Origin of the sequence: Shewanella sp. HL-SH4 (assembly GCF_051164845.1) — a bacterium.
GTDB lineage: Bacteria > Pseudomonadota > Gammaproteobacteria > Enterobacterales > Shewanellaceae > Shewanella > Shewanella glacialimarina.
In genome coordinates this window covers 439,629-460,143 of the sequence record NZ_CP195037.1, presented here as the reverse complement: position 1 = coordinate 460,143, position 20,515 = coordinate 439,629, and the positions used below count along the sequence as shown (strand labels likewise).

Here is a 20,515-nt window from a genome sequence, read left to right as displayed (position 1 = left end):
TATTTTGTTATTATGGTTTATTGGATATTTAAACCGCGCTATATGTGAGTTATCTGGTGTTATGAATAGGAGGTGATGGAATGTTAAATCAACAGTGGTTAACCACGTTTATCTCTTTAGTTGAGCTTGGGCATTTTACCCAAACGGCGGAAAAGCTTTTTATGACTCAGCCCGGAGTGAGTCAACATATTAAAAAGCTTGAACAGCAGGTCGGTAGTGCATTGATTAATCGCATAGGTAAACGATTTGAACTGACTGAAGCTGGTCTAGCCGTTTATCATTATGCGTGCTTAATGCAAAGCCAGCAGCAGGCATTACTTGACAATTTAGCTGTCGATACGCCCTTTTCAGGGGAGTGCAAAATAGGCTGCTCTGGCTCAATGGCGTCTTTGCTATACCCTTACTTGCTCAAAGAGCAACAAAATCACCCAAATTTACGCATGTATTTAGAAGCGGGTCCTAACAAACGAATTATTGAAAGTGTTTTAGCCAATCAATTAGATTTAGGTATTGTTACTCAAAATGTGGTACAACCTGAGCTAGTGAGTACAGAGATAGGTCTCCAGTCTTTGTGTTTGGTATTACCTAAGGTGGTGGCAGGAAAACCGTATCAACCTAATATCAACTTTGAGTCATTAACCCTGCTTGGGATGATAGAGCATCCGGATGCCAATTATTATTGGCATCAATTAAAGGCCGCTTTTTTTCAAGCTGAATCGGCTATAACAATAAAAACAACAGGTTATGTTAATCAGCTTAATCAAATATTATTACCTGTCGCTAACGGACTTGGCTTTACTGTATTACCTGAGTTTGCGGTAAGAAGTTTTGTGCAACAGGAAGATATTCAAATAGCAAAAAATCAGGATGGACAAGCATTAATCGTTTTTGAGCCATTATATTTAGTGAATAAGCAACATCGTGTACTGGCAACACGTTATCAAAACATTATTCGTTTAATTAAATCGCTAATGTAAGCTTTAGGATAAATTGTTCGCTTACCTGCATTACACAGATAAGCTTGGCAGCAATGTTAGTTAGCGGGTGCCACAGGTATTAGACTATGGCTGCTAATGCTGAGTTAACATCGGTGAACTTGAACGTAAATCCTTCTGACAACGCACGGGTTGGCAGTACATATTGACCTTCTGTGAGTAATTCTGACATTTCTCCCATGGCTAATCTTAACGCCAGAGGTGGGGCGATAATTTTTGCTGGACGATTTAATGCTTTGCCCAAAGCAGATGAAAACTCGGCGTTACTAACAGGATTTGGGGCTGTGGCGTTGTAAATTCCCCGTGTTGTTGGGGTCGTCAACATCCAAATAATTAATGCCACTAAATCATCCTGGTGTATCCAGCTCATTCCTTGTTTGCCTTTCCCAATCGGGCCACCTAGACCTAATTTGAATGGGGGTAACATCTTGCTTAATGCTCCGCCATTTTTACCCAGCACTATACCAATGCGAGGTATACATACTCTGGTGGTTGATGAATCTGCTTCAAGGGCCAGTTGTTCCCATTTTTGACATATTTGATGACTAAACTCATCATGAAATTGGCTATGTTCGTCAACTGGATCCAGGCCTTGTCTGCCGTAATAACCGATAGCTGAAGCACTAATGAATGTTGTTGGAGGTTGTTTGCTTGAAGCGATTAATTGACTTAGCTTTTGAGTAATATCCCAACGGCTATGGCAAATGCGGATCTTCTGGTTTTTAGTCCAGCGTTTAGCCACAATCGGTTCGCCAGCCAAATTGATTACCGCATCGAAATTGTCTAAATTGTTCAGTTGGGCGATATCTTCAATAAAAGTATGATGGGTGCCTAACACTTTTGCGGCTTGATTAATGTCGCGGGAGAGGACAGTTAATTTATGTTCAGCCAGTTTGGCAACCAAATGTTTGCCAACAAAGCCGGTTGCACCAGTGATTAGTATATTCATATGCCACTCTAGCCAATAATTTAAAATACAGTATACAGTAACATACGCATTATAATCTTGAGTTGATCAATACCTAACGTGCTCAATACTGTTAAGCAGGCTTTTGATAACAAAGCTCCATTGATACAGAGTCGGCAAATCTAAGCGCATGTGGCTTGTCAATTTCAACACTAGCAAACTCAACCCAATGATGCTCACTGGCTATTTCTAGGGTTTGGTTGGTCAAGTTTTCCAGTAATAAGAAACGATTGTTTTCAATTAAGGCAATGATTTTTTTTGTAATAGTGCGATAATTGAGAGCATCTGCTAGGTTATCACTATTGCGAGCTTTGTCTGCACAGTAATGAATGATGACATTAATGATGACATCTTGTTGGTTTTGAATTTCATCTTCTTTAATGCCGATATAGGTACGTAAACGAAGATTTTTTATGCGTATAATAGCGGTTTCTGGTTTCATAATATTTTCTAGTAATAAAGATTTTTCAATGAGTAAGCTTAACATAACTAATTTAGCACTTCGGTAGCAACAAGGATTTTTCTTCTATGAAGGGTATACATCAATCGTCTATGGCGGTTCGCAGTTTCATTGTAATGGCATGCGTAGTGATTATTCTTGCGGGCATTAAAACGGCCAGTCCTATTGTAGTGCCTTTTGTTTTATCGGCATTTTTAGCAATGATTTGTAATCCTGCTATTACGTTAATGTGTCGGTTCAAAATTCCTAAAGCACTCGCTGTGATGCTGCTGATGTTATTCATTGTGCTAATTGGTTTATGGCTAGCAAGTCTAGTCGGCAGTTCAGTGAATGAATTTTCAAAGCAAATGCCAGTTTATCGTGCCCAACTAATAGAGCAGTTTGCATGGGTGCTCGATAAACTTCAGTCGTTTAATATTAATATCTCCCGAGATAAAGTATTAGAGTATTTTGATCCCGGTATGGCCCTAAGCATGACCACTAATATGCTTTCTGGTGTGGGTAATGTGATGGCTAATTTATTCTTAATCATTTTGACCATTGTATTTATGTTGTTCGAAGCACAAGACATGCCTAAAAAATTCCATCTGGCGCTAGATGATCCTGATATGCGTTTAAAGCAAATCGATAAATTTTTAAATTCAGTTAATCAATACATGATGATTAAGACGTTAGTCAGTTTAGCAACCGGTGTGATTGTCGGCATTGGCTTATCGATTATAGGTGTTGATTACGCCTTGTTATGGGCCGTTATCGCTTTTTTGTTTAATTACATTCCTAACATAGGTTCTATTATTGCCGCTATCCCTGCTGTGCTATTGGCTTTTATTCAGTTTGGTCCCGGCGCGGCAGGGGCAACAGGATTACTTTACTTTGGCACCAATATGGTGATGGGTAATGTGATTGAGCCTAAGTTTATGGGGAAAGGTTTAGGCTTATCAACCTTAGTGGTTTTCCTGTCATTAATCTTTTGGGGATGGTTATTGGGCTCTGTTGGGATGTTATTATCAGTTCCACTGACCATGGTGGTTAAAATTGGCATGGAATCCAGTCAGTCAGGTATTTGGTTAGCGATTTTATTAGCAGACAATGTCGACGATGCAGAAGACAAAATGACCGAATTAGACTCTGAGGCACAAGCCAGTAGCGAAGAAGTAGAAGTTGACAATGTGCAGGGTGAATCAATCGCTGCGGTGAATAAGCTGGATGATACAGATGATGAACCAAGTCAAAAGAGCTAATGTTTTTAACTGAGTCACTCATATTGACCACTATATTAGTACGGCCAAATTGCCCTACTAAAACGATATCAATAAGCTAATATACTTTTAATATTAAATGTTAATAGCTGAAATGAACCTAATTTAAAATAGAAAGATAAGAGAATACAGTATATTTATGTCTGGATTAATAACAGCCTTGAGTCAATTTACTTTTGAAAATGAAGTTCAGCGGGTGTTTCATGGCCGCGGTGGTTTATTCCAAGGTGAAGAACACCTGTGTCTCGATTGGTATCCTCCCGTGCTACTGCTGACCAGCTTTAAATCATTGGATGAGCCAGAACAACAAGCCTTGTTTACGGCCATCACCGAACAGTATCATCAGCAAGCTGACAGTAAAGAGTTGAATTTGGCATTTCAACATCGAAGTGGCGGGCAAACAGTGACTGAACTAGTCAGTGGTAGTGTGCCAGACAATCATGTAGTAACAGAGCAGGGCGCTTTGTTTAATGTGCATATCATGCGTGGACAAAATCATGGCTTATTCTTGGACATGGCAAATGGCCGACGCTGGGTACGGCAGCATGCTCAAGGTAAAAAAGTATTAAACTTATTTGCTTACACCTGTGGTTTTTCGGTCACGGCATTACTTGGTGGCGCAGATGAAGTGGTTAATATGGATATGAGCAAAGGTGCCCTCAGTATAGGCAAGCAAAATCATGTATTAAATGATTTGCCTCAAGGTGCAAGATATCTTGGTCATGATATTTTTAAATCCTGGGGTAAGCTGACTAAATTGGGTCCCTATGATTTGATTGTTGCCGACCCTCCAAGTAATCAAAAGGGAAGTTTTGTGGCGACCAAAGATTATGAGCGTTTATTGAAGCGTTTACCGAGTCTACTTGCTGATAATGGCGAAGTGTTGTTGTGTTTAAATGCACCGGAATTAGGCTGTGATTTTTTAATGCAGCAAGTGTCCGACAATGCACCGCAACTACATTATGTTGAACGTATCGCCAATCCCGATATTTTTGCTGATATTGATGAGCAAAAGTCGTTAAAAGTACTGCGATACTCGCTCAGCTAGCATAGCCCTATGTGCTCTCAGTGAACTATTTAACTGAGAGCCGTTATCTTTATTTTACCCATGCATACCTATTTTCGGCTCAGCGGTCTCCTAGACCTAGGTCATCGTTTTACCTTTAAATTACATAATGTCCTGTATTTTGCCCCTTCATTTTGCCCGTAAAATATTCACAGCTATCCAGAGTATCCCTTCAAGCTTGAGCCCTGCGCTGTTAACCAAGGCGGATTTACACGTCAATAGCTAGCCTATTGTAAGTAAATTCAACACAGTTAGCGGTGCAAAAAACGGTTTCATCTGCATTTATTATTCCGAGTTGAGATTAAATAATATATTTAATCGATATTTATGCTTCAGACACTGCATGTTGAGTAATTGTTTGCTTATTTTTAATGATCTAGATCAACTAATCATTTGTTTACCAATTTGTGAGTATATAGATCGCAAATTGTTTAACGGTAAAATCCTTGTAAACCGAAATAATGACAATGACTTATTCATTAAGTCCCCCATCCTAACCACTCCTGGAGGCTCCATGAGTAAAGACACTAAAAGTGAAAAAAGTCTCGAATTGAAAATTTTTATCTTCTTGACGGTCTTCCTAGCACCTATTTTATCGGTACTTCTGGTCAGTGCTTTAGGCTTTAGCATCTGGTTTAGCCAAATTTTAACTGGCCCGCCAGGTGTTGGTTAATATAAAAATTAAAAATAAACATGTGAGTGTGATTAATGAGCAATGAACTTCACGTAACCAGTTTAATTGTCCAAGTAAATCCAGACAAAATGGCTGATGTTAGACAAAAAATAATGGCAATCAAAAACGCAGAGCTTTCAGCAAACAATGACGTCAAGCTTGTTGTGGTGATTGAAGGTACAAGCCAAAAATCATTAATGGATGACATTTCGACAATTAATGCATTACCCGGCGTGTTAACAGCGACCATGGTTTACCACCAAAGTGAAGAGCTTGAAGAGGGTGAGATATGAAAATGAATAGACGTGATTTTATGAAAGCTAATGCCGCAATGGCAGCAGCGAGTGTCGCTGGATTAGCATTACCTGCAGCTGCAAGTAACCTCATTACCAGTTCAGAACAAACCAAACTTGAGTGGAATAAAGCCCCTTGCCGTTTCTGTGGTACAGGTTGCTCTGTGATGGTTGCAACCCGTGATGGTAAAGTCGTTGCGACACATGGTGATGCGAATAGTGAAGTTAACCGTGGTTTAAGCTGTGTTAAAGGGTATTTTCTATCCAAAATTATGTACGGCCGTGACCGCTTAACCTCGCCTATGTTACGTATGACCGATGGCAAGTATGACAAGCACGGTGAGTTTACTCCCGTTAGCTGGAGTACGGCTTTTGAAACAATGGCACAAAAGTGGAAAGCAACCATTAAGGCAAAAGGACCTACTGCTGTTGGCATGTTTGGTTCTGGTCAATGGACTGTTTGGGAAGGTTATGCCGCCGTTAAGCTAATGAAAGCTGGCTTTGGTACCAACAACATCGACCCTAACGCACGTCACTGCATGGCTTCTGCTGTTGCTGGTTTTATGCGTACCTTTGGTATTGATGAACCAATGGGTTGTTACGATGATATGGAAGCGGCTGACGCGTTCGTATTATGGGGCTCTAACATGGCAGAAATGCACCCGATCCTTTGGACTCGAGTGACAGACCGTCGTTTAAGCGCGCCCCATGTAAAAGTCGCGGTATTATCGACCTTTGAGCACAGATCATTTGATTTAGCTGATTTGCCAATGGTGTTTAACCCGCAGACAGATTTAGCTATTCTTAACTTTATTGCTAATTACATTATCCAAAATGACAAGGTCAACTGGGATTTCGTTAATAAGCATGTCAATTTCCGTAAAGGCACCACTGACATTGGTTATGGCCTACGTGCGACTCATCCTACCCAGATGAAGTCTAAAAATGCCGATACTGCAAACGATTCAACGCCTATCGATTTTGAACAGTTTAAAAAGTTTGTTGCCGATTATGATGTGGCGTCAGTGAGTAAGCTTTCTGGTGTACCTGAGCACAAACTACTTGAGCTTGCTGAGCTGTATGCTGATCCTAAAATTAAAGTGACTTCATTTTGGACCATGGGCTTCAACCAGCACACTCGTGGTGTCTGGTGTAATAACTTGATGTATAACATCCACTTACTTGTGGGTAAAATTTCTACTCCAGGTAACAGTCCATTCTCTCTTACTGGCCAGCCCTCAGCTTGTGGTACTGCACGTGAAGTCGGTACTTTCTCGCACCGCTTACCTGCTGATATGGTTGTGACTAACCCAGAGCACAGAAAAATTGCTGAAAACATTTGGAAAATCCCAAGTGGTATTATTCCAGAAAAACCTGGGTTTCATGCCGTTGAGCAAAGCCGCCGCCTCAAAGATGGCGATCTAAATTGTTACTGGGTCCAAGTTAACAATAACATGCAGGCTGGCCCTAATATAAACGAAGAAGGCTTACCGGGTTACCGTAACCCAGATAACTTTATCGTGGTGTCAGATGCCTATCCAACTGTGACCACCCAAGCTGCAGACATGATTTTACCTACAGCTATGTGGGTTGAGAAAGAAGGCGCTTACGGTAATGCTGAACGTCGTACCCAGTTCTGGCATCAAATGGTCAAAGCACCGGGTGAGTCTAAGTCCGATTTATGGCAGTTAATGGAGTTTTCTAAATACTTCACCACTGACGAAGTGTGGCCTGAAGCGGTATTGGCAGCAAATCCGCAGTTTAAAGGTAAGACTTTATATGAAGTCTTGTATCAAAATGGCAATGTCGAAAAATTCCCACTTGCTGATGCGGAACCTAAATTCCTCAATGATGAAAATGAGGCATTTGGTTTCTATGTTCAAAAAGGGCTGTTTGAAGAATATGCTACCTTTGGCCGTGGCCATGGTCATGATTTAGCTGATTTTGACACATATCATAAAGAGCACGGGCTGCGTTGGCCTGTGGTTGATGGTAAAGAAACCAAATGGCGTTTCCGTGAAGGTTCAGATCCGTATGTCAAAGCGGGCAAAGGCTTTGAATTCTATGGTAAACCAGACGGTAAAGCGGTGATTTTCGCATTACCTTATGAACCCGCAGCAGAAGCCCCAGATGAAGAGTATGATCTTTGGCTATCAACGGGTCGAGTGCTTGAACATTGGCATTCAGGTTCAATGACTCAGCGTGTACCAGAGCTTTATAAAGCTTTCCCTGATGCCGTGTGCTTTATGCATCCTGATGATGCTAAAAAGCGTGGTTTACGCCGTGGTGATGAAATTAAAGTCATCTCGCGTCGAGGCGAAATTAAGACACGTGTAGAAACTCGTGGTCGTAATAAGCCGCCTGTTGGCTTAGTGTTTGTACCTTGGTTTGATGCAAGTCAACTGATTAATAAAGTGACCTTAGATGCTACCGATCCAATATCTAAGCAAACAGACTTTAAAAAGTGTGCCATTAAGATTATGAAGGCATAAGGGGAAGACACATGAACATTATCAAAGTTGCGTCAATGGTTGCGATTTTAGGTTTATCATTCAGCGTACTGGCGGCCAGTGTGCCTGAAGACCAGATTGATACCTTACGTTTGGCGCCAATTAATATCGAACCAACGCCGCCAGCAATGCAGCAAGTGCTTAATACTGATTTAAAGCAAATGCGTAATTATCCAATGCAGCCACCTTTGATCCCTCACAAGATTGATGGTTACCAATTAGATTTAAAGGTCAATAAGTGTATGCAGTGTCATGCTCGCAATAGCACTGGCCACTCTCAAGCACCTATGGTTAGCGTGACTCACTACATGGACAGAGATAACAACTTCTTGGCTGAACTTTCTCCAAGACGTTATAACTGTACCCAGTGTCATGTGATTCAATTAGATGCCAAACTACTGGTCGAAAATGACTTTGTCGACCTCGATCATCTAATGGATGCTACTGCACCTGCTAAGCATTAGGAGTGACTATGTTGGCTAATTTGTTTGAAAAGCTAAAAGTTGTTTGGAAGGTACTAAACCGTCCGAGCGTTCATTACAGCCTTGGGTTTCTGACATTAGGTGGATTTGTTGCAGGGGTAATTTTCTGGGGTGGTTTTAACACTGCGCTTGAGGTGACCAACACAGAGAAATTCTGTATTGGTTGTCATGAGATGGAGAATAACGTCTATCAGGAATTACAAAGCACGATTCACTTTACTAACCGAAGTGGTGTGCGTGCAACCTGTCCTGATTGTCATGTTCCCCATAACTGGACCGATAAAATTGCCCGTAAAATGCAAGCTTCAAAAGAAGTGTGGGGCAAGGTGTTTGGTACAATTAACACCCGTGAAAAGTTTGAGGCGAAACGTCGTCACCTAGCTGAAAATGAGTGGGCCCGTCTGAAGGCAAATGACTCACTTGAATGTCGTAACTGTCATAACTTTAATTATATGGACTTTACTCGTCAATCAAAGCGTGCGTCACAAATGCATTCAACGTCATTGGCAAGCGGTGAGAAAACCTGTATCGATTGTCATAAGGGGATTGCACACCAATTACCTGATATGGCGGGTGTAGAAGGTTTCTAACCGTTTTTAGCAACACACGAAAAGGCCAAGCAATTTGCTTGGCCTTTTTATTTGTATTGTGAAATGTTTAAATTAAAACAATACACTTAAAGTTAAACAATGTAATTAAAGTAATGAATTAGTCGATTACAGCTCAACTTGCCTGTTGATCACATCCACTAAATACGCGGTAAAATCATGGCCATGATGCTCAAGCATCTTAGGGAACATTGAAATAGGCGTTAAACCCGGAAAGGTATTAATTTCATTCAATAGAATTTGATTGTCAGCGGTTAAGAAGAAGTCAATACGCGATAAATGACGTAGTTTCATTCCTTTAAAGGCTTTTATGGCATAAGCGCGAATTTGTTCGCTAATCTCATCGGGGACATTGATAGCTTCGATAAAGGTTTTAGCCTTGCTGTTAGTGGCATACTTTTCATCGAAAGTATAAAAGTTATTACTGTCGCAGACGATCTCACCAGGTTTTGTCGCTATCACTTCCCCTTGATATTCATAAACAGCCACTTCAAGTTCTCTTGCCACAATTGTTTGCTCGACAATGACATAGGGTGAATAGCTAAACGCCTCTTTTAATATGTTGGCAATGTCAGTTTTATCATCGACTTTATAACAGCCGACAGATGACCCCTGAGATGCCGCTTTAATAAATAGTGAGCCCCATTTATCAAACGCTGCAGTAGCTTGGGCTATTGCATCATCATCATATTGATGCAGAAAAATATACGGCGTATTAGGCACGCCTAACGCGCTAAACCACATTTTGGCGGTGATTTTGTTAAAGCAATTGCTTGATGCTTCTGATTCACAGCCAAAGTAGGGTAATTGGATTAAATTAAAATAGGACTGTATATCGCCAGTTTCAGCGGGATATCCATGAATACAAGGGATAACATAATCTACCGGCCACGTTGATATTGTTTCATCTTCGAAACGAACTTCACGGCGGTTAGTCAGTTCACAGACTTTTCCGTCTTGCGTTTTATAATGACCGTGTTTATCTAGCTCTAAACGCAGTACCGAGAATTTATCTGACTTAGCCAGCGATGACTCAAAAAACTTAACCGACATTAATGAAATATCGTGTTCTGCGCCGCCACCACCACATAACAGTAGCAGATTAATTTTTGGCATGGTTGCTCCTAAAAATGAATAAAATTGGGCTAGATGAATGGGCCCTGAAATGACCTGCTTATAATAAAGATCCCCACTAGGTAATGGCAAGTGGAGGTTAACAATATTTCAGTTATAAACAGCAGCAAAGCTTAATTATCTAGGCTCTGCTGTTTTTTCGCAGACAAACCGGATCAAAGTTTGCTCAAATGCGGCTATTTTGTACTTTTTATAAGTGAATTCAATGCCGTTTTCGATACAAACATCTGCTTGAGGTACACTTATTTATTTCAAACTAAGGCTAGCTAGCCTCAGTTTTAATCTCAGCATTCATCTCAGTATTCGCTTCAGGAGCCCATAAACGCAGTGCTAATCCTGATGCTCGGGTGGTGACTTGTTTCGCCGCTCGCTCAAACACAGTGGTGCTGCCCAAACAATAGAAGTGATTCTTTGCTCGAGTGATCGCGGTATAAACCAACTCTTTCGTTAGCAATTGCCACTGGGCTACACTTGGCCTTGGCGGCAGCACAAAGCTGACTTGATCAAACTCACTGCCCTGGGATTTATGTACCGTCATGGCAAAGCAGGTATCATGTTTAGGGAGTCTTGCGGGTAACACTTTTAATAAATTGCCATCAGCTTGGATAAAGTGTGCCATTAACCGAGCCGGATTTTGCTGGTCCTGTAAAATCAGGCCAATATCACCGTTAAACAGGCCTAAATTATAATCATTATTTTGAACTATGATTGGCCGACCAAGGTAAAACTCTTGCTTTGGTTGAATAAGCTGAGCTTGGCGCAAACTGTCAGTAATCGCAATGTTCATTCCGTCGACTCCGTACTCAGATGCGCGCATGGCGCACAGCATACGATACTGATTATATTGCTCAATAATTTGTTCAGCGCCATAAACAGGTGTATTGGCGACATTATTATTAAACACATTTTGATTGAAATGTATCATGTCTAAGTACGGCTGATAAGCGCTGACGGACAAGGCTAATAACTGCTGTTTACCAGCGTTGTCTTGATTAGCACTGATTTGATTGGCGCTAATTTTATTGGAATTGGTTTGATGCTCAAACCAGTTCAGTTCAGCATAACCGTGCTGCCACACTTGACGGATATGGCTGACATTCGCGTCATTAACCGCATTTGCCAACTGACCAATACCCGCATCACCCTTAAATCTGTGGCTATGCATCAACATACATAAGCTGTCGCCAAACTGACTGCTAGTATTATGCGTGTCAGAATTATTTTGAGTATTGTTATTGTCAAGGGTATCAATAAACTGACTCACATCTTGCCCAGTAAGCCGTTTAATGTTGTCAGCTTGCTGCTGACTATAATGCATACGCCAGGGCGCCAGATTGGTTTGATCTGCGTTGATGCCAACGTTAATGTCAGTTTGTGCAGTTTGTGCAGTTTGTTTTAGCCCCTGGCAAATATCAGCTAACACGGCTCCGGCCTCTACCGAGGCTAATTGATCTTGATCGCCTAATAAAATTAACCTGGCGTTGTCCGGCAGTGCGCTTAATATTTTGTTCATCATAGGTAAGTCGACCATTGATGCTTCATCAATGACCAGCAAATCAAGTCGCAATGGATTGTCTTTGTTATGCCTAAATTGATGGGAATGCGGTATGACACCGAGTAAACGGTGCAAAGTGGAGGCTTCTTCAGGTATCGCCTCTAATGCGGTCAATAGTGCTTGAGGTTGCTGATTTGCGGTTAAGCTTTGTCTTAAACGATTTTTCGAGGCTTTGATTGATTCACTCAGTCTAGCTGCCGCTTTACCTGTTGGGGCCACTAATCGAATGGTCATACTCTGCTGAGTCAGTAATAACAAGAGTAACTTGGTGACTGTGGTGGTTTTACCGGTACCCGGGCCGCCAGTAATGACGGCAAGCGCTTTGGTTAGCGCGGTTGCTGTGGCTATTTTTTGCCAATCGAATTGATGGCTATTATGGATTTGTGGTGGGAATAAATCATCTAAATAGCCAGGCAGTAATGGGTTGTCGGCAAGTATATTAATACTGGCAAGTTGGCGTAATTTAAGGGCTACCTGAGTTTCGAACACATAGTATTTATTCAGATAGAGTCGATTAAATTCGATGATCATTGGCGTGTTATCACCTGGCAGACCGATAGCATTAAGCTGGCTAAGTTGTTCAATTAATTGATTGTGGTCGACTGTGATTTGACATGATGCTTCAGCACTCACCGCAAAAGGGTGGCTACCAATGTCTTCTGCCATTGGATTAGTTAGCACAATATTATGCAACACTAAACAACTGTGCTGATTCGACAATTGCTGACTTAGTAGGGTGCAGATTAATAGCAATAAATCACTGTCTACTTGGTCAACTGAATCGGTATTATCAACACTCTTGATATCGCTTGTGGGCATAACGCTAGAGGCAGCCATGTTTTCAATATTGGCGAGCTCAAGGGCAAAGTGTCTGTCTAACGCGGTGATCAATTTTGCTTGTTGCCACTGTTTAAGCAATTGAGCCATGGGGAGCGTGGTGGTTAACATATTATCGCTTCTCCGCGTTATTATGACTGATGTGTTGGCTTGCTGGAGTGTCCACCAGTTCAGGATGAGAAAATAACTTATCCAACTGGTCGATAAGGGCGGCTTCAGGTTTATCAAAAAAGACCCCTGAGCCAACAGCATCAGGACTCATACCCCTGAGAAATAAGTAAAAACAGCCACCAATATGCTGATGATAGTCATAGTTTGGCATCCGCAGGCGTAAATATCGATGCAGGGCTAGCGTATAAAGTATGTACTGTAAGTTATATCTGTGACTATTGATGGCTTTAGCCATCGATGTTTGGCTGTAATCGTGCAGCTGGTGGCCTAAGTGGTTGGACTTATAATCTGCAATATAGAACTGACCTTGATGTTCGAAAGTTAAATCAATAAAGCCTTTTAACATGCCCTTTAAGGTGTCAAAGCTGAAGTTATTCTCATAACCAAATTGCCCTAATAAGCGATTAAGCTTTTCAGCATGCAGTTCAGTGATCGGTATATAAAACTCCATTTCCACTAGGGTTTGTTGTGGGGTTAATTCCTGTAAAAAAATAGGATGTTGACCCGCTTGGTTTGATGTATTTAGCAAGGTTTTCACTAAGGGAGTGGCCAGGATTTGTTGATACCACAAGGTTAAAGGCACCAACCAAACTTGTTGATCAAAACCGTATTGCTGCATCGCTTTGATTAAGGCGGGCTGAAGCTCAGTGTCTGCTTGGGTGAAATCGAATAGCTCTAATACTAAATGCATAAAGCTACCGGCATTGGCACCGCGCTCAAAGCTAAATCGGTCTAAAATATGTGCAGCAGGTAGTTCAACCTCAATAAGTGTTTCTTCACTAAAGTCTTCATCATCGGCGCCGGGAACGGTTTTTTCATGGGCAAGATGTTTTACTAACCCGGAATAACTGCCCACTCGCCAAGGTAAGCCAAGTTTTCGAGTGGTTTGCTTGGCAGCATAGGTTTGTTTTGTATCAACATTGTCGACTAATACCGTATTGTCGATAATGTCAGTCACTTGGCTAACACTGATGGCATCAATTGTGGCTAATTGGGCCACTTTTGCTGCCATTTGTTCGCCATCACAATCCTTATTTGTAATGCCTAATAAATAACCTATGCCCGTTTCATGCAGCTGTGAGCTTATGCCGGCTTTTAATTGCCGTGATTGATTGGCGATATACATATAACAGGCATAAATTGGACGGGTTAACGCCACATATAATAGGCGCAAGTCTTCGGCTAGGGTTTCACGTTTATATTGCTCCCAACCTTCATCACTGCCATAAATATCCCAAATTAATTTACCCTGGTGATGATATAGCATCGGCTCAGGACGACGATTACCGCCTCTGGCGAGACTGATAAAAGGCACAAAACAGATGGGATACTCAAGCCCCTTTGATTTATGAATGGTGACAATTTGCACCAGATTTTGCTCGCTTTCTAAACGCAGCTGTTGCTCATCTTGACCTTGGGTACCGAGCAGCTGTTGTTCAAACCAATTGATTAATGCGCTGCTACCGTCTAACTCAGTGGCCTTTTGTTGCAGTAACTCACCTAGGTGACGAAAGTCGGTTAAGCGGCGTTCGCCACTTGCGCTAATGCTGATAAATTCATCGTCATCTGCTGTCGAGTTTACGCTAGCATCTTTGTCAATATCAGGTTCGGACGATATAGCGTTGGCAGGCTTAGCTAATAGTCGATGCACTAGTCTAGTGTCATTGGCCAGACTAAGTAGCGCAGGCATAATGCCGCTTGATAGCCACAACTGATGCCAGTGAGCAAATAAGTCCAACACCTTTTGACGCAGTGACTCGTCCTGATTAAATTGATGAATTTTATTGGCGTTATAGCCTATTAATTCCGTGGCCAGCGCGGCACGAATGGCGCGCTCATCTTTGGGGTTAGCTAATGCTCGCAGAATAAGGGCGGTTTCTTTGGCTTCATTGGTATCAAACACACTATCGCGACTTAAAAATACCGCGCCAATGTTGCGGGCACTTAAGGCCGCTTTTATCACAGCGGCTTCGTTTCTGTCCCTGACCAATACGGCAATATTTTTGGCAATTAATGCATCGCCATTGATAACACATTCGCCCGCCTGTGCTTCTGTCAGTAAGCGGGTTATTTCTGCGGCCGCATCATTGGCAAGCAATTGACGAGCGGTGGTTTTGTTTAGCCCAGTTTGCTCGTTTTCTTGAAGCAGTTTTATCCGCAGTGCCGCTGTTTGTTCAGTCGCTTCAATCAATATCTTTTTTTGTGCTGATACAGGGGTTTTGACGGGGTCATAGGGAATAGCATCGCTGATAAATGGATCGTCATGCTGATTGAAAAAATGATTAACACCGTTAACTAATTGCGCTGAAGAGCGGTAATTGGTATCCAAACTATAGTGCGCTTCGGTCTGATTACGGGCGTTAATATAAGTAAAAATGTCCGCACCGCGAAAGGCATAAATGGCTTGTTTGGGATCGCCAATCATCAAGATGCCTATGGCGTTATTAGGCGTGGCTGATTGTGGTTTGGTAATGCCTGAGCCGCCCGTTTTTGAACCGTCTGCTTGTGCGCTGTGCGGATCAAATTGAGGCGCTTGATAGACGGTATTAAATATTTGAAATTGTAATGGGTCGGTATCTTGAAACTCATCGATTAGCGCAATTGGAAAGCGCTTTGCTATCGCGTTAGGCAAGGTGTCAGGATTATGCTCAAGAGCTTGCGCCAGGCTAGTTAACAAGTCATCGGGCGTCATCAAATTACGCTGATGCTTCTGTTGCACAAATCGTTGTTTAATGCCGGCTTGGGCGCGGACTAAAAATGCAGGAATAATGGCAGTAATTAACGCCATTAAGCGCTCGATATGATCCAGTAGCGGCGCATCTTGCGCTGAGGGGATTTCACCGCCTTTATTTAATCTCAGTTCTGATAAAGCTAATTGCTCCATTGGCTTTAACGGCGGTAAACCCTGGCCATAAGCCACCCAGTGGGTTAAATCGTCAAACAGTTGCAGTAACTTGGGATAACCATCGGCTTTTTTACCAAAGCGTTGACCGTTTAAAGGCAAGTCCATTAACAGTGCTAGCATAGCCGGGTGTTCAGCAGGCCAGCGCAGTTTAAAGCGCTGCAGACTTTGCACTAACGACTCAGATAATTTAATGAAATCTGGCGGGGTGTCAGAGGCTATCGCCTGGCTTGCACCTAACAACGCTCGTACTTTTTGAGCGAGTTTTTCTGGTTCGCCAAAAGTATTACTGATCTGTTGTGCTAAAAATAATGGCAGCGGATAACATGCTTCACGCCAAAAATCGCGCACGGCATGGTGTAAGTATTCGCTGTCGTCTAAGGTGAATTCTGATTCAAATAGCAATGACGATTCAAATGCCATGTCGGCCAAAATGCGCTGACAAAAACCATGAATAGTGAAAATAGCGCCTTCGTCGAGTGACTTAAGCGCCAAATCGAATCGTTTTAGGGCAATGGCTCTCTCATCCTCAGGGATCTGCTGATAAAGCTGCTCAACAAAGTGATCATCAGTCGCGACGCCTAAAAAGCGTTTATAAGCAATTTGGATCCGTTTACGTATTCGGTCTCGCAGCTCTTCAGTGGCCGCATTGGTAAAGGTTACCACTAAAATTTGTTCACACAACAAGGGGACTTGTCCGCCATGGCCGAGCAGCAAACGCAAATATAAACCCGAAATAGTATAGGTTTTTCCTGTGCCTGCACTGGCTTCAATCAGGCTAGAACCCGTAAAAGGCAAGTTGAGCGCATCCAGCGCTGACACGGTAATATTAGCTGATTTGGCGTTATTCATAAGCGGTATATTTTGCTCCAATGCAGTGTGCTTGCCGTTGTGTAATATGTCTGTTCAACAGGTGAAACCCGAGAGTTAATCGTTAACCGCTAATGACTTATATTAGCGGTTTTGGCTATTTCAGCGGCCTGTTGTGTCACCGCCTCACCACTGACAAAGTCATCTAATTCACCGAGTTTACCCTTATGATATAAGCTCACCATGGGCTGTAATAAGGTATCGACTAATTGGCCAAATATAGCTTGACTAAAATCATCTGGAAAAGTGAACAAGCGTTGATGGTGAGGTTCAAACCCTTCACCTAATTGTGTTTGATCGTCTCGCCATTGTTTTTGTGCGGCAAACAATTTTTCACTTTGTGTGCCGTCAGTTTGTGCATAAAGCCAGGCTGTACGAGGCGGGAAACATAATGGTTGACGCTGGCCATCAAGATAAGTTTGCACAAACTGCTCAAGCTGCATCTGCGCTTGTTTGGCATCGATAGGGGCAAAACAATGAAAATGGCCCATGTCTAACAAGTAACTGTACTTGATAGTACCTTGTGCATTAAGGCATAAATGTCGGATAAAGCACTGGACTAAATCTCTACCGTGGGCTGTGCCTGGTCGATAATTGATTAAGCCTTTAGGGCTAACATTATCGATGCGTCCAACCAAATTTATGTGACTTAAGTGCTGATTGTTCGCCGAGTTAACTGACATAGTTAAGTCGATATTAATCGATTCGCTGGTTTGCTCATTTTGTAAAAAATGTATTCGATTAATCAAAGGGGCTATATCGCGTTGATATTGCGATAATAAAATATCATCAAATGGCGCCATAGGTAGACTACCACTGGCTTTGAGCTGGTTAAGCAGTTCAATATCGACATCGCTGTTAACTTGACATAAGGCTGAATCGATAAGATTAGATTGCAATTTATAGCGGCCTAAACCGCCTAAACTGAACGGTTCGTCATTATCATCGGCTTGTAAATTCAAGTTTAAATCAACTTTTAGGCTACGGTTGAAGAAAAACTGCGCCGGATTACGAAAGAAACGAATTAATGCCGACAGCTCCAGTTCATCACTTTGATCGTGGTGCTGGTGATTATTGGCATTATTGGAGTTTTGCGGGTCATTTTTTTCGGCAATAATCGGTTTTTGTGGATTGAAAAAGCGTTGATCATATTGTTGGTCTAATGGCGGAGGACACCAACGCTGATGATAGCTTTGCAAGGGGCTATCTGGGGTGAATAATATGTGATCAAAGGGTTGTAATGGTTGAGCTTGAATAAGTTGCTGGCTGACGGCCTGTTCAATGAGTTCAATATCATCCTCGGTTAATGTGTTGCTTGATAAGTGCTCTGGCAGATAACTCATTTGGCAGAACTCAATTAACTCTGAAATCAGCATCGAGGGGATACGTTCAGCATTGTCACGCTCGCTGTGACCAATGTAACTGACATAAAGTTGCTCACGCGCCGAAAGTAGCGCTTCTAAAAACAGGTATCTGTCATCTAATCTGCGCGAACGGTCGCCTTTCTGGGCGCCAAAATGCGCCATTAAATCAAATCCGACCGGATGTTGTACTCGCGGGTAAACGCCGTCGTTCATGCCCAGTAAACAGACAATTTTAAACGGAATTGAACGCATAGGCATTAAGGTACAAAAGTTCACACTGCCAGCAAGGTAGCGCTGGCCCACGCGTGAGTCATTTAAGGTTTGATTAAACCATTGCTTGAGTACTTCAATATTAATCTGAGCTTGATGACCTGCTTCGATAAGCTCATCTGATAAGCTGGCAAGCGCATTTCTGATGGTGAGTATTTGGCTCTGCTCATCGTCGATAGTTTGATAGAAGTCTTCAATTAACTGGTTTATTTGGCTTAATCTGTCAGCGGTTGAACTGGGCTTAAAGAATGCCTGGGTATGATCGTCAATCGCTTCCAAAAAGTTCAGCAATTTCCCCAAGGCTTGTGCCGATTGTCCTTCAACACCACTGACTGGCAGTATGCCTTGATACATAGGTGATTGGTCATTAAGGGCATAACCTAAAATTAAGCGTTTGATGCCAAATGACCAGGAGTTTTGGCCAAAGGCAGGTAAGCCTAATTGGGTGCGACTGTTGGCATCTCGTCCCCATCGCACATTGGCATGGTCAAGCCAACGCTTAATAATATCAAAGTCATCTTCATCTAATTCAAAGCGCCTTAAAATGGCCGGCACTTCTAAAATAGACAGCACCTCTGTTAACCCAAAACGGCTTTGATTGATGTTCAGTAAGGTTAAAAAGCTATTAATTAACGGCGACTCCTGGGCGGCACCGCGGTCGGCAATGGCATAGGGAACAGCTAATTGCTGTGGCCCCTTACTGGCGCGTTGAAAGCTTGAGTAAAATTGACTGTTAACTGTGCCAAATACCGCATCAATATAAGGCGCGTAGGCGGCAACATCTGGCATCATGACCACAATGTCTTTTGGCTCTAAAGTCGGGTTACCGTCTAATAAATTAGCGATATGATCGTGTAATGTTTCTACTTCTCGCAGTGGGCTATGACAGCTGCGCAGGGTAATTGAGGTGTCACTGTTTTTAAGTAAACGGCGTTTATCAATTTGCTGATATAACCTGGCGTCTGGCCCTAAAGCTTGCCCTAGGGTTTCCATTTGTAAAATATCGTATTGAACACCGTGCAATAGATTATTCGGTGTTGGTTCGACATAGCAGTCATAATTGAAATTAGTGTTTTCTGGGGGTAAACTCAACAGCAAATCTAATAACTCGCGTCCCATTTTGCCATTATTAGCCAGTAATGGATTACCCACCTCAAGTTTGTCTTCCCAATCTTCGGCGAGTTGTTTTTTGTGGGTGTATTTTAACGCCATTCTGGCCCTGACTTTAGGATCGATAATATCGCCCCAATAGTGCTGGCAAGGGCTGAGTGCTAGCATAACCACTTCAATACGCTGCGCTAATGCATGAATAACTTCTAATGTTTGTGGTGGCATGGACGAAATGCCAAATACAAATAACCGACTAGGCAGCATACTGATGTTGGTTGTTGTGTCTGCTAAAGCATTCAGTAAGGACTGGTGTAAATTAGCGCGGTGATATTGGCTCGCCTGTAGTTCAGTATGATTGTAATGCACTAATGCGCGCCAAAGCTTAGGTTGCCATAACTGGTTTTCATCTAAGCTAAAACGTGAATTAATTTCAGTCAGTGGTTGGTTGTTTTCCCACGCCTGGATCCAATCTGGGCGATAAACCAAATATTGGTCAAAAATATCGGCAATGCGATTTGAAAGTTGATACAACTTAATCGCATCTTGTGAGTTGGATGAGGTGTTATTCCCGCCCTCAAGGTTGCCATTATTTAAATAGTGCTGCAAAGGGCTGTAATCTGCGTCATCAAGCAAGCTTGGGATTAAATCCATCAACTTCCAGGTCATTGCCGCTTTGGTAAAGGCGTTTTCCTTTGGTACATTGGGCAGTAATTGATGACAAAGTTGCCAAATAAAGCTCGACGGCAAAGGGAAGGTGAGCGCTGCGGCTATGTGGTTATGTTTAGCCACTTCTAAACGCAGCCATGTCGACATGCCAGGGCTTTGTACTAACACTTGTTCGGTCGTCAGCAGGCTAGTATTAGGCAAAGGGGTTGCCAGCATTTTAGCTAGTTGCTCAGACAGAACTTCCATTTGATTGGATTGAATTAATGACAGCATAGGGCACTCGCAATAGAACATCTTATGCCATTCTATGGGGTTAGCTCGCT

General features: G+C 42.3%; 14 protein-coding genes. 8 read left to right on the top strand and 6 right to left on the bottom strand.

Translation table 11 applies throughout. The features are described from left to right. Positions 1-80: 80 nt before the first annotated feature. On the top strand, positions 81-977 hold the full coding sequence (locus ACRWQL_RS02915; protein WP_434952262.1) for a LysR family transcriptional regulator: 897 nt from the start codon (positions 81-83) through the stop codon (positions 975-977). Between the two features lie 79 nt (positions 978-1,056). Here the strand turns inward: ACRWQL_RS02915 and ACRWQL_RS02910 are convergent, their stop codons facing one another. Together ACRWQL_RS02910 and folX are read right to left on the bottom strand one after the other, a co-directional pair. Further along, a complete protein-coding gene (locus tag ACRWQL_RS02910; RefSeq protein ID WP_434952260.1) occupies positions 1,057-1,944 on the bottom strand; it encodes a TIGR01777 family oxidoreductase in 888 nt (295 codons plus the stop codon). A gap of 91 nt (positions 1,945-2,035) precedes the next feature. Beyond that, positions 2,036-2,404 (bottom strand): dihydroneopterin triphosphate 2'-epimerase, encoded by a 369-nt coding sequence (gene folX, locus ACRWQL_RS02905; protein WP_434952258.1) that lies wholly within the window; start codon positions 2,402-2,404, stop codon positions 2,036-2,038. An 86-nt stretch (positions 2,405-2,490) separates the two neighbouring features. Between folX and ACRWQL_RS02900 the strand changes: the two genes are divergently transcribed. The 7 genes from ACRWQL_RS02900 to ACRWQL_RS02870 all read left to right on the top strand — a co-directional run bounded on the left by ACRWQL_RS02900 (position 2,491) and on the right by ACRWQL_RS02870 (position 9,295). Next, positions 2,491-3,663, top strand: a complete 1,173-nt coding sequence (locus tag ACRWQL_RS02900) for an AI-2E family transporter (protein ID WP_434952256.1) — start codon at positions 2,491-2,493, stop codon at positions 3,661-3,663. 157 nt (positions 3,664-3,820) lie between these two features. Then, the gene (locus ACRWQL_RS02895; protein WP_434952255.1) at positions 3,821-4,729 is read left to right on the top strand and encodes a class I SAM-dependent methyltransferase; all 909 of its coding nucleotides are present in this window, start codon (positions 3,821-3,823) and stop codon (positions 4,727-4,729) included. Between the two features lie 532 nt (positions 4,730-5,261). Beyond that, on the top strand, positions 5,262-5,420 hold the full coding sequence (locus ACRWQL_RS02890; protein WP_226410235.1) for a periplasmic nitrate reductase, NapE protein: 159 nt from the start codon (positions 5,262-5,264) through the stop codon (positions 5,418-5,420). 35 nt (positions 5,421-5,455) lie between these two features. Beyond that, positions 5,456-5,713 (top strand): chaperone NapD, encoded by a 258-nt coding sequence (locus ACRWQL_RS02885; RefSeq protein WP_434952253.1) that lies wholly within the window; start codon positions 5,456-5,458, stop codon positions 5,711-5,713. A 2-nt stretch (positions 5,714-5,715) separates the two neighbouring features. Beyond that, a complete protein-coding gene (gene napA / locus ACRWQL_RS02880; RefSeq protein WP_434953454.1) occupies positions 5,716-8,205 on the top strand; it encodes a nitrate reductase catalytic subunit NapA in 2,490 nt (829 codons plus the stop codon). Between the two features lie 11 nt (positions 8,206-8,216). Beyond that, positions 8,217-8,687, top strand: a complete 471-nt coding sequence (locus tag ACRWQL_RS02875; RefSeq protein ID WP_434952251.1) for a nitrate reductase cytochrome c-type subunit — start codon at positions 8,217-8,219, stop codon at positions 8,685-8,687. Positions 8,688-8,707: 20 nt separating this feature from the next. Then, positions 8,708-9,295, top strand: coding sequence for a cytochrome c3 family protein (locus ACRWQL_RS02870; RefSeq protein WP_434953453.1), 588 nt, complete (start codon positions 8,708-8,710; stop codon positions 9,293-9,295). Between the two features lie 126 nt (positions 9,296-9,421). Here the strand turns inward: ACRWQL_RS02870 and ACRWQL_RS02865 are convergent, their stop codons facing one another. The 4 genes from ACRWQL_RS02865 to recC all read right to left on the bottom strand — a co-directional run bounded on the left by ACRWQL_RS02865 (position 9,422) and on the right by recC (position 20,465). Next, positions 9,422-10,429, bottom strand: coding sequence for a D-alanine--D-alanine ligase (locus ACRWQL_RS02865; protein WP_434952249.1), 1,008 nt, complete (start codon positions 10,427-10,429; stop codon positions 9,422-9,424). 280 nt (positions 10,430-10,709) lie between these two features. Next, entirely contained in the window at positions 10,710-12,950 is a 2,241-nt protein-coding gene (gene recD / locus ACRWQL_RS02860) for an exodeoxyribonuclease V subunit alpha (RefSeq protein WP_434952247.1), read from the bottom strand. A gap of 1 nt (position 12,951) precedes the next feature. Next, positions 12,952-16,764, bottom strand: a complete 3,813-nt coding sequence (locus tag ACRWQL_RS02855; protein WP_434952245.1) for a UvrD-helicase domain-containing protein — start codon at positions 16,762-16,764, stop codon at positions 12,952-12,954. Between the two features lie 89 nt (positions 16,765-16,853). Continuing rightward, positions 16,854-20,465 (bottom strand): exodeoxyribonuclease V subunit gamma, encoded by a 3,612-nt coding sequence (gene recC / locus ACRWQL_RS02850; protein ID WP_434952243.1) that lies wholly within the window; start codon positions 20,463-20,465, stop codon positions 16,854-16,856. Between the last annotated feature and the right edge of the window lie 50 nt (positions 20,466-20,515).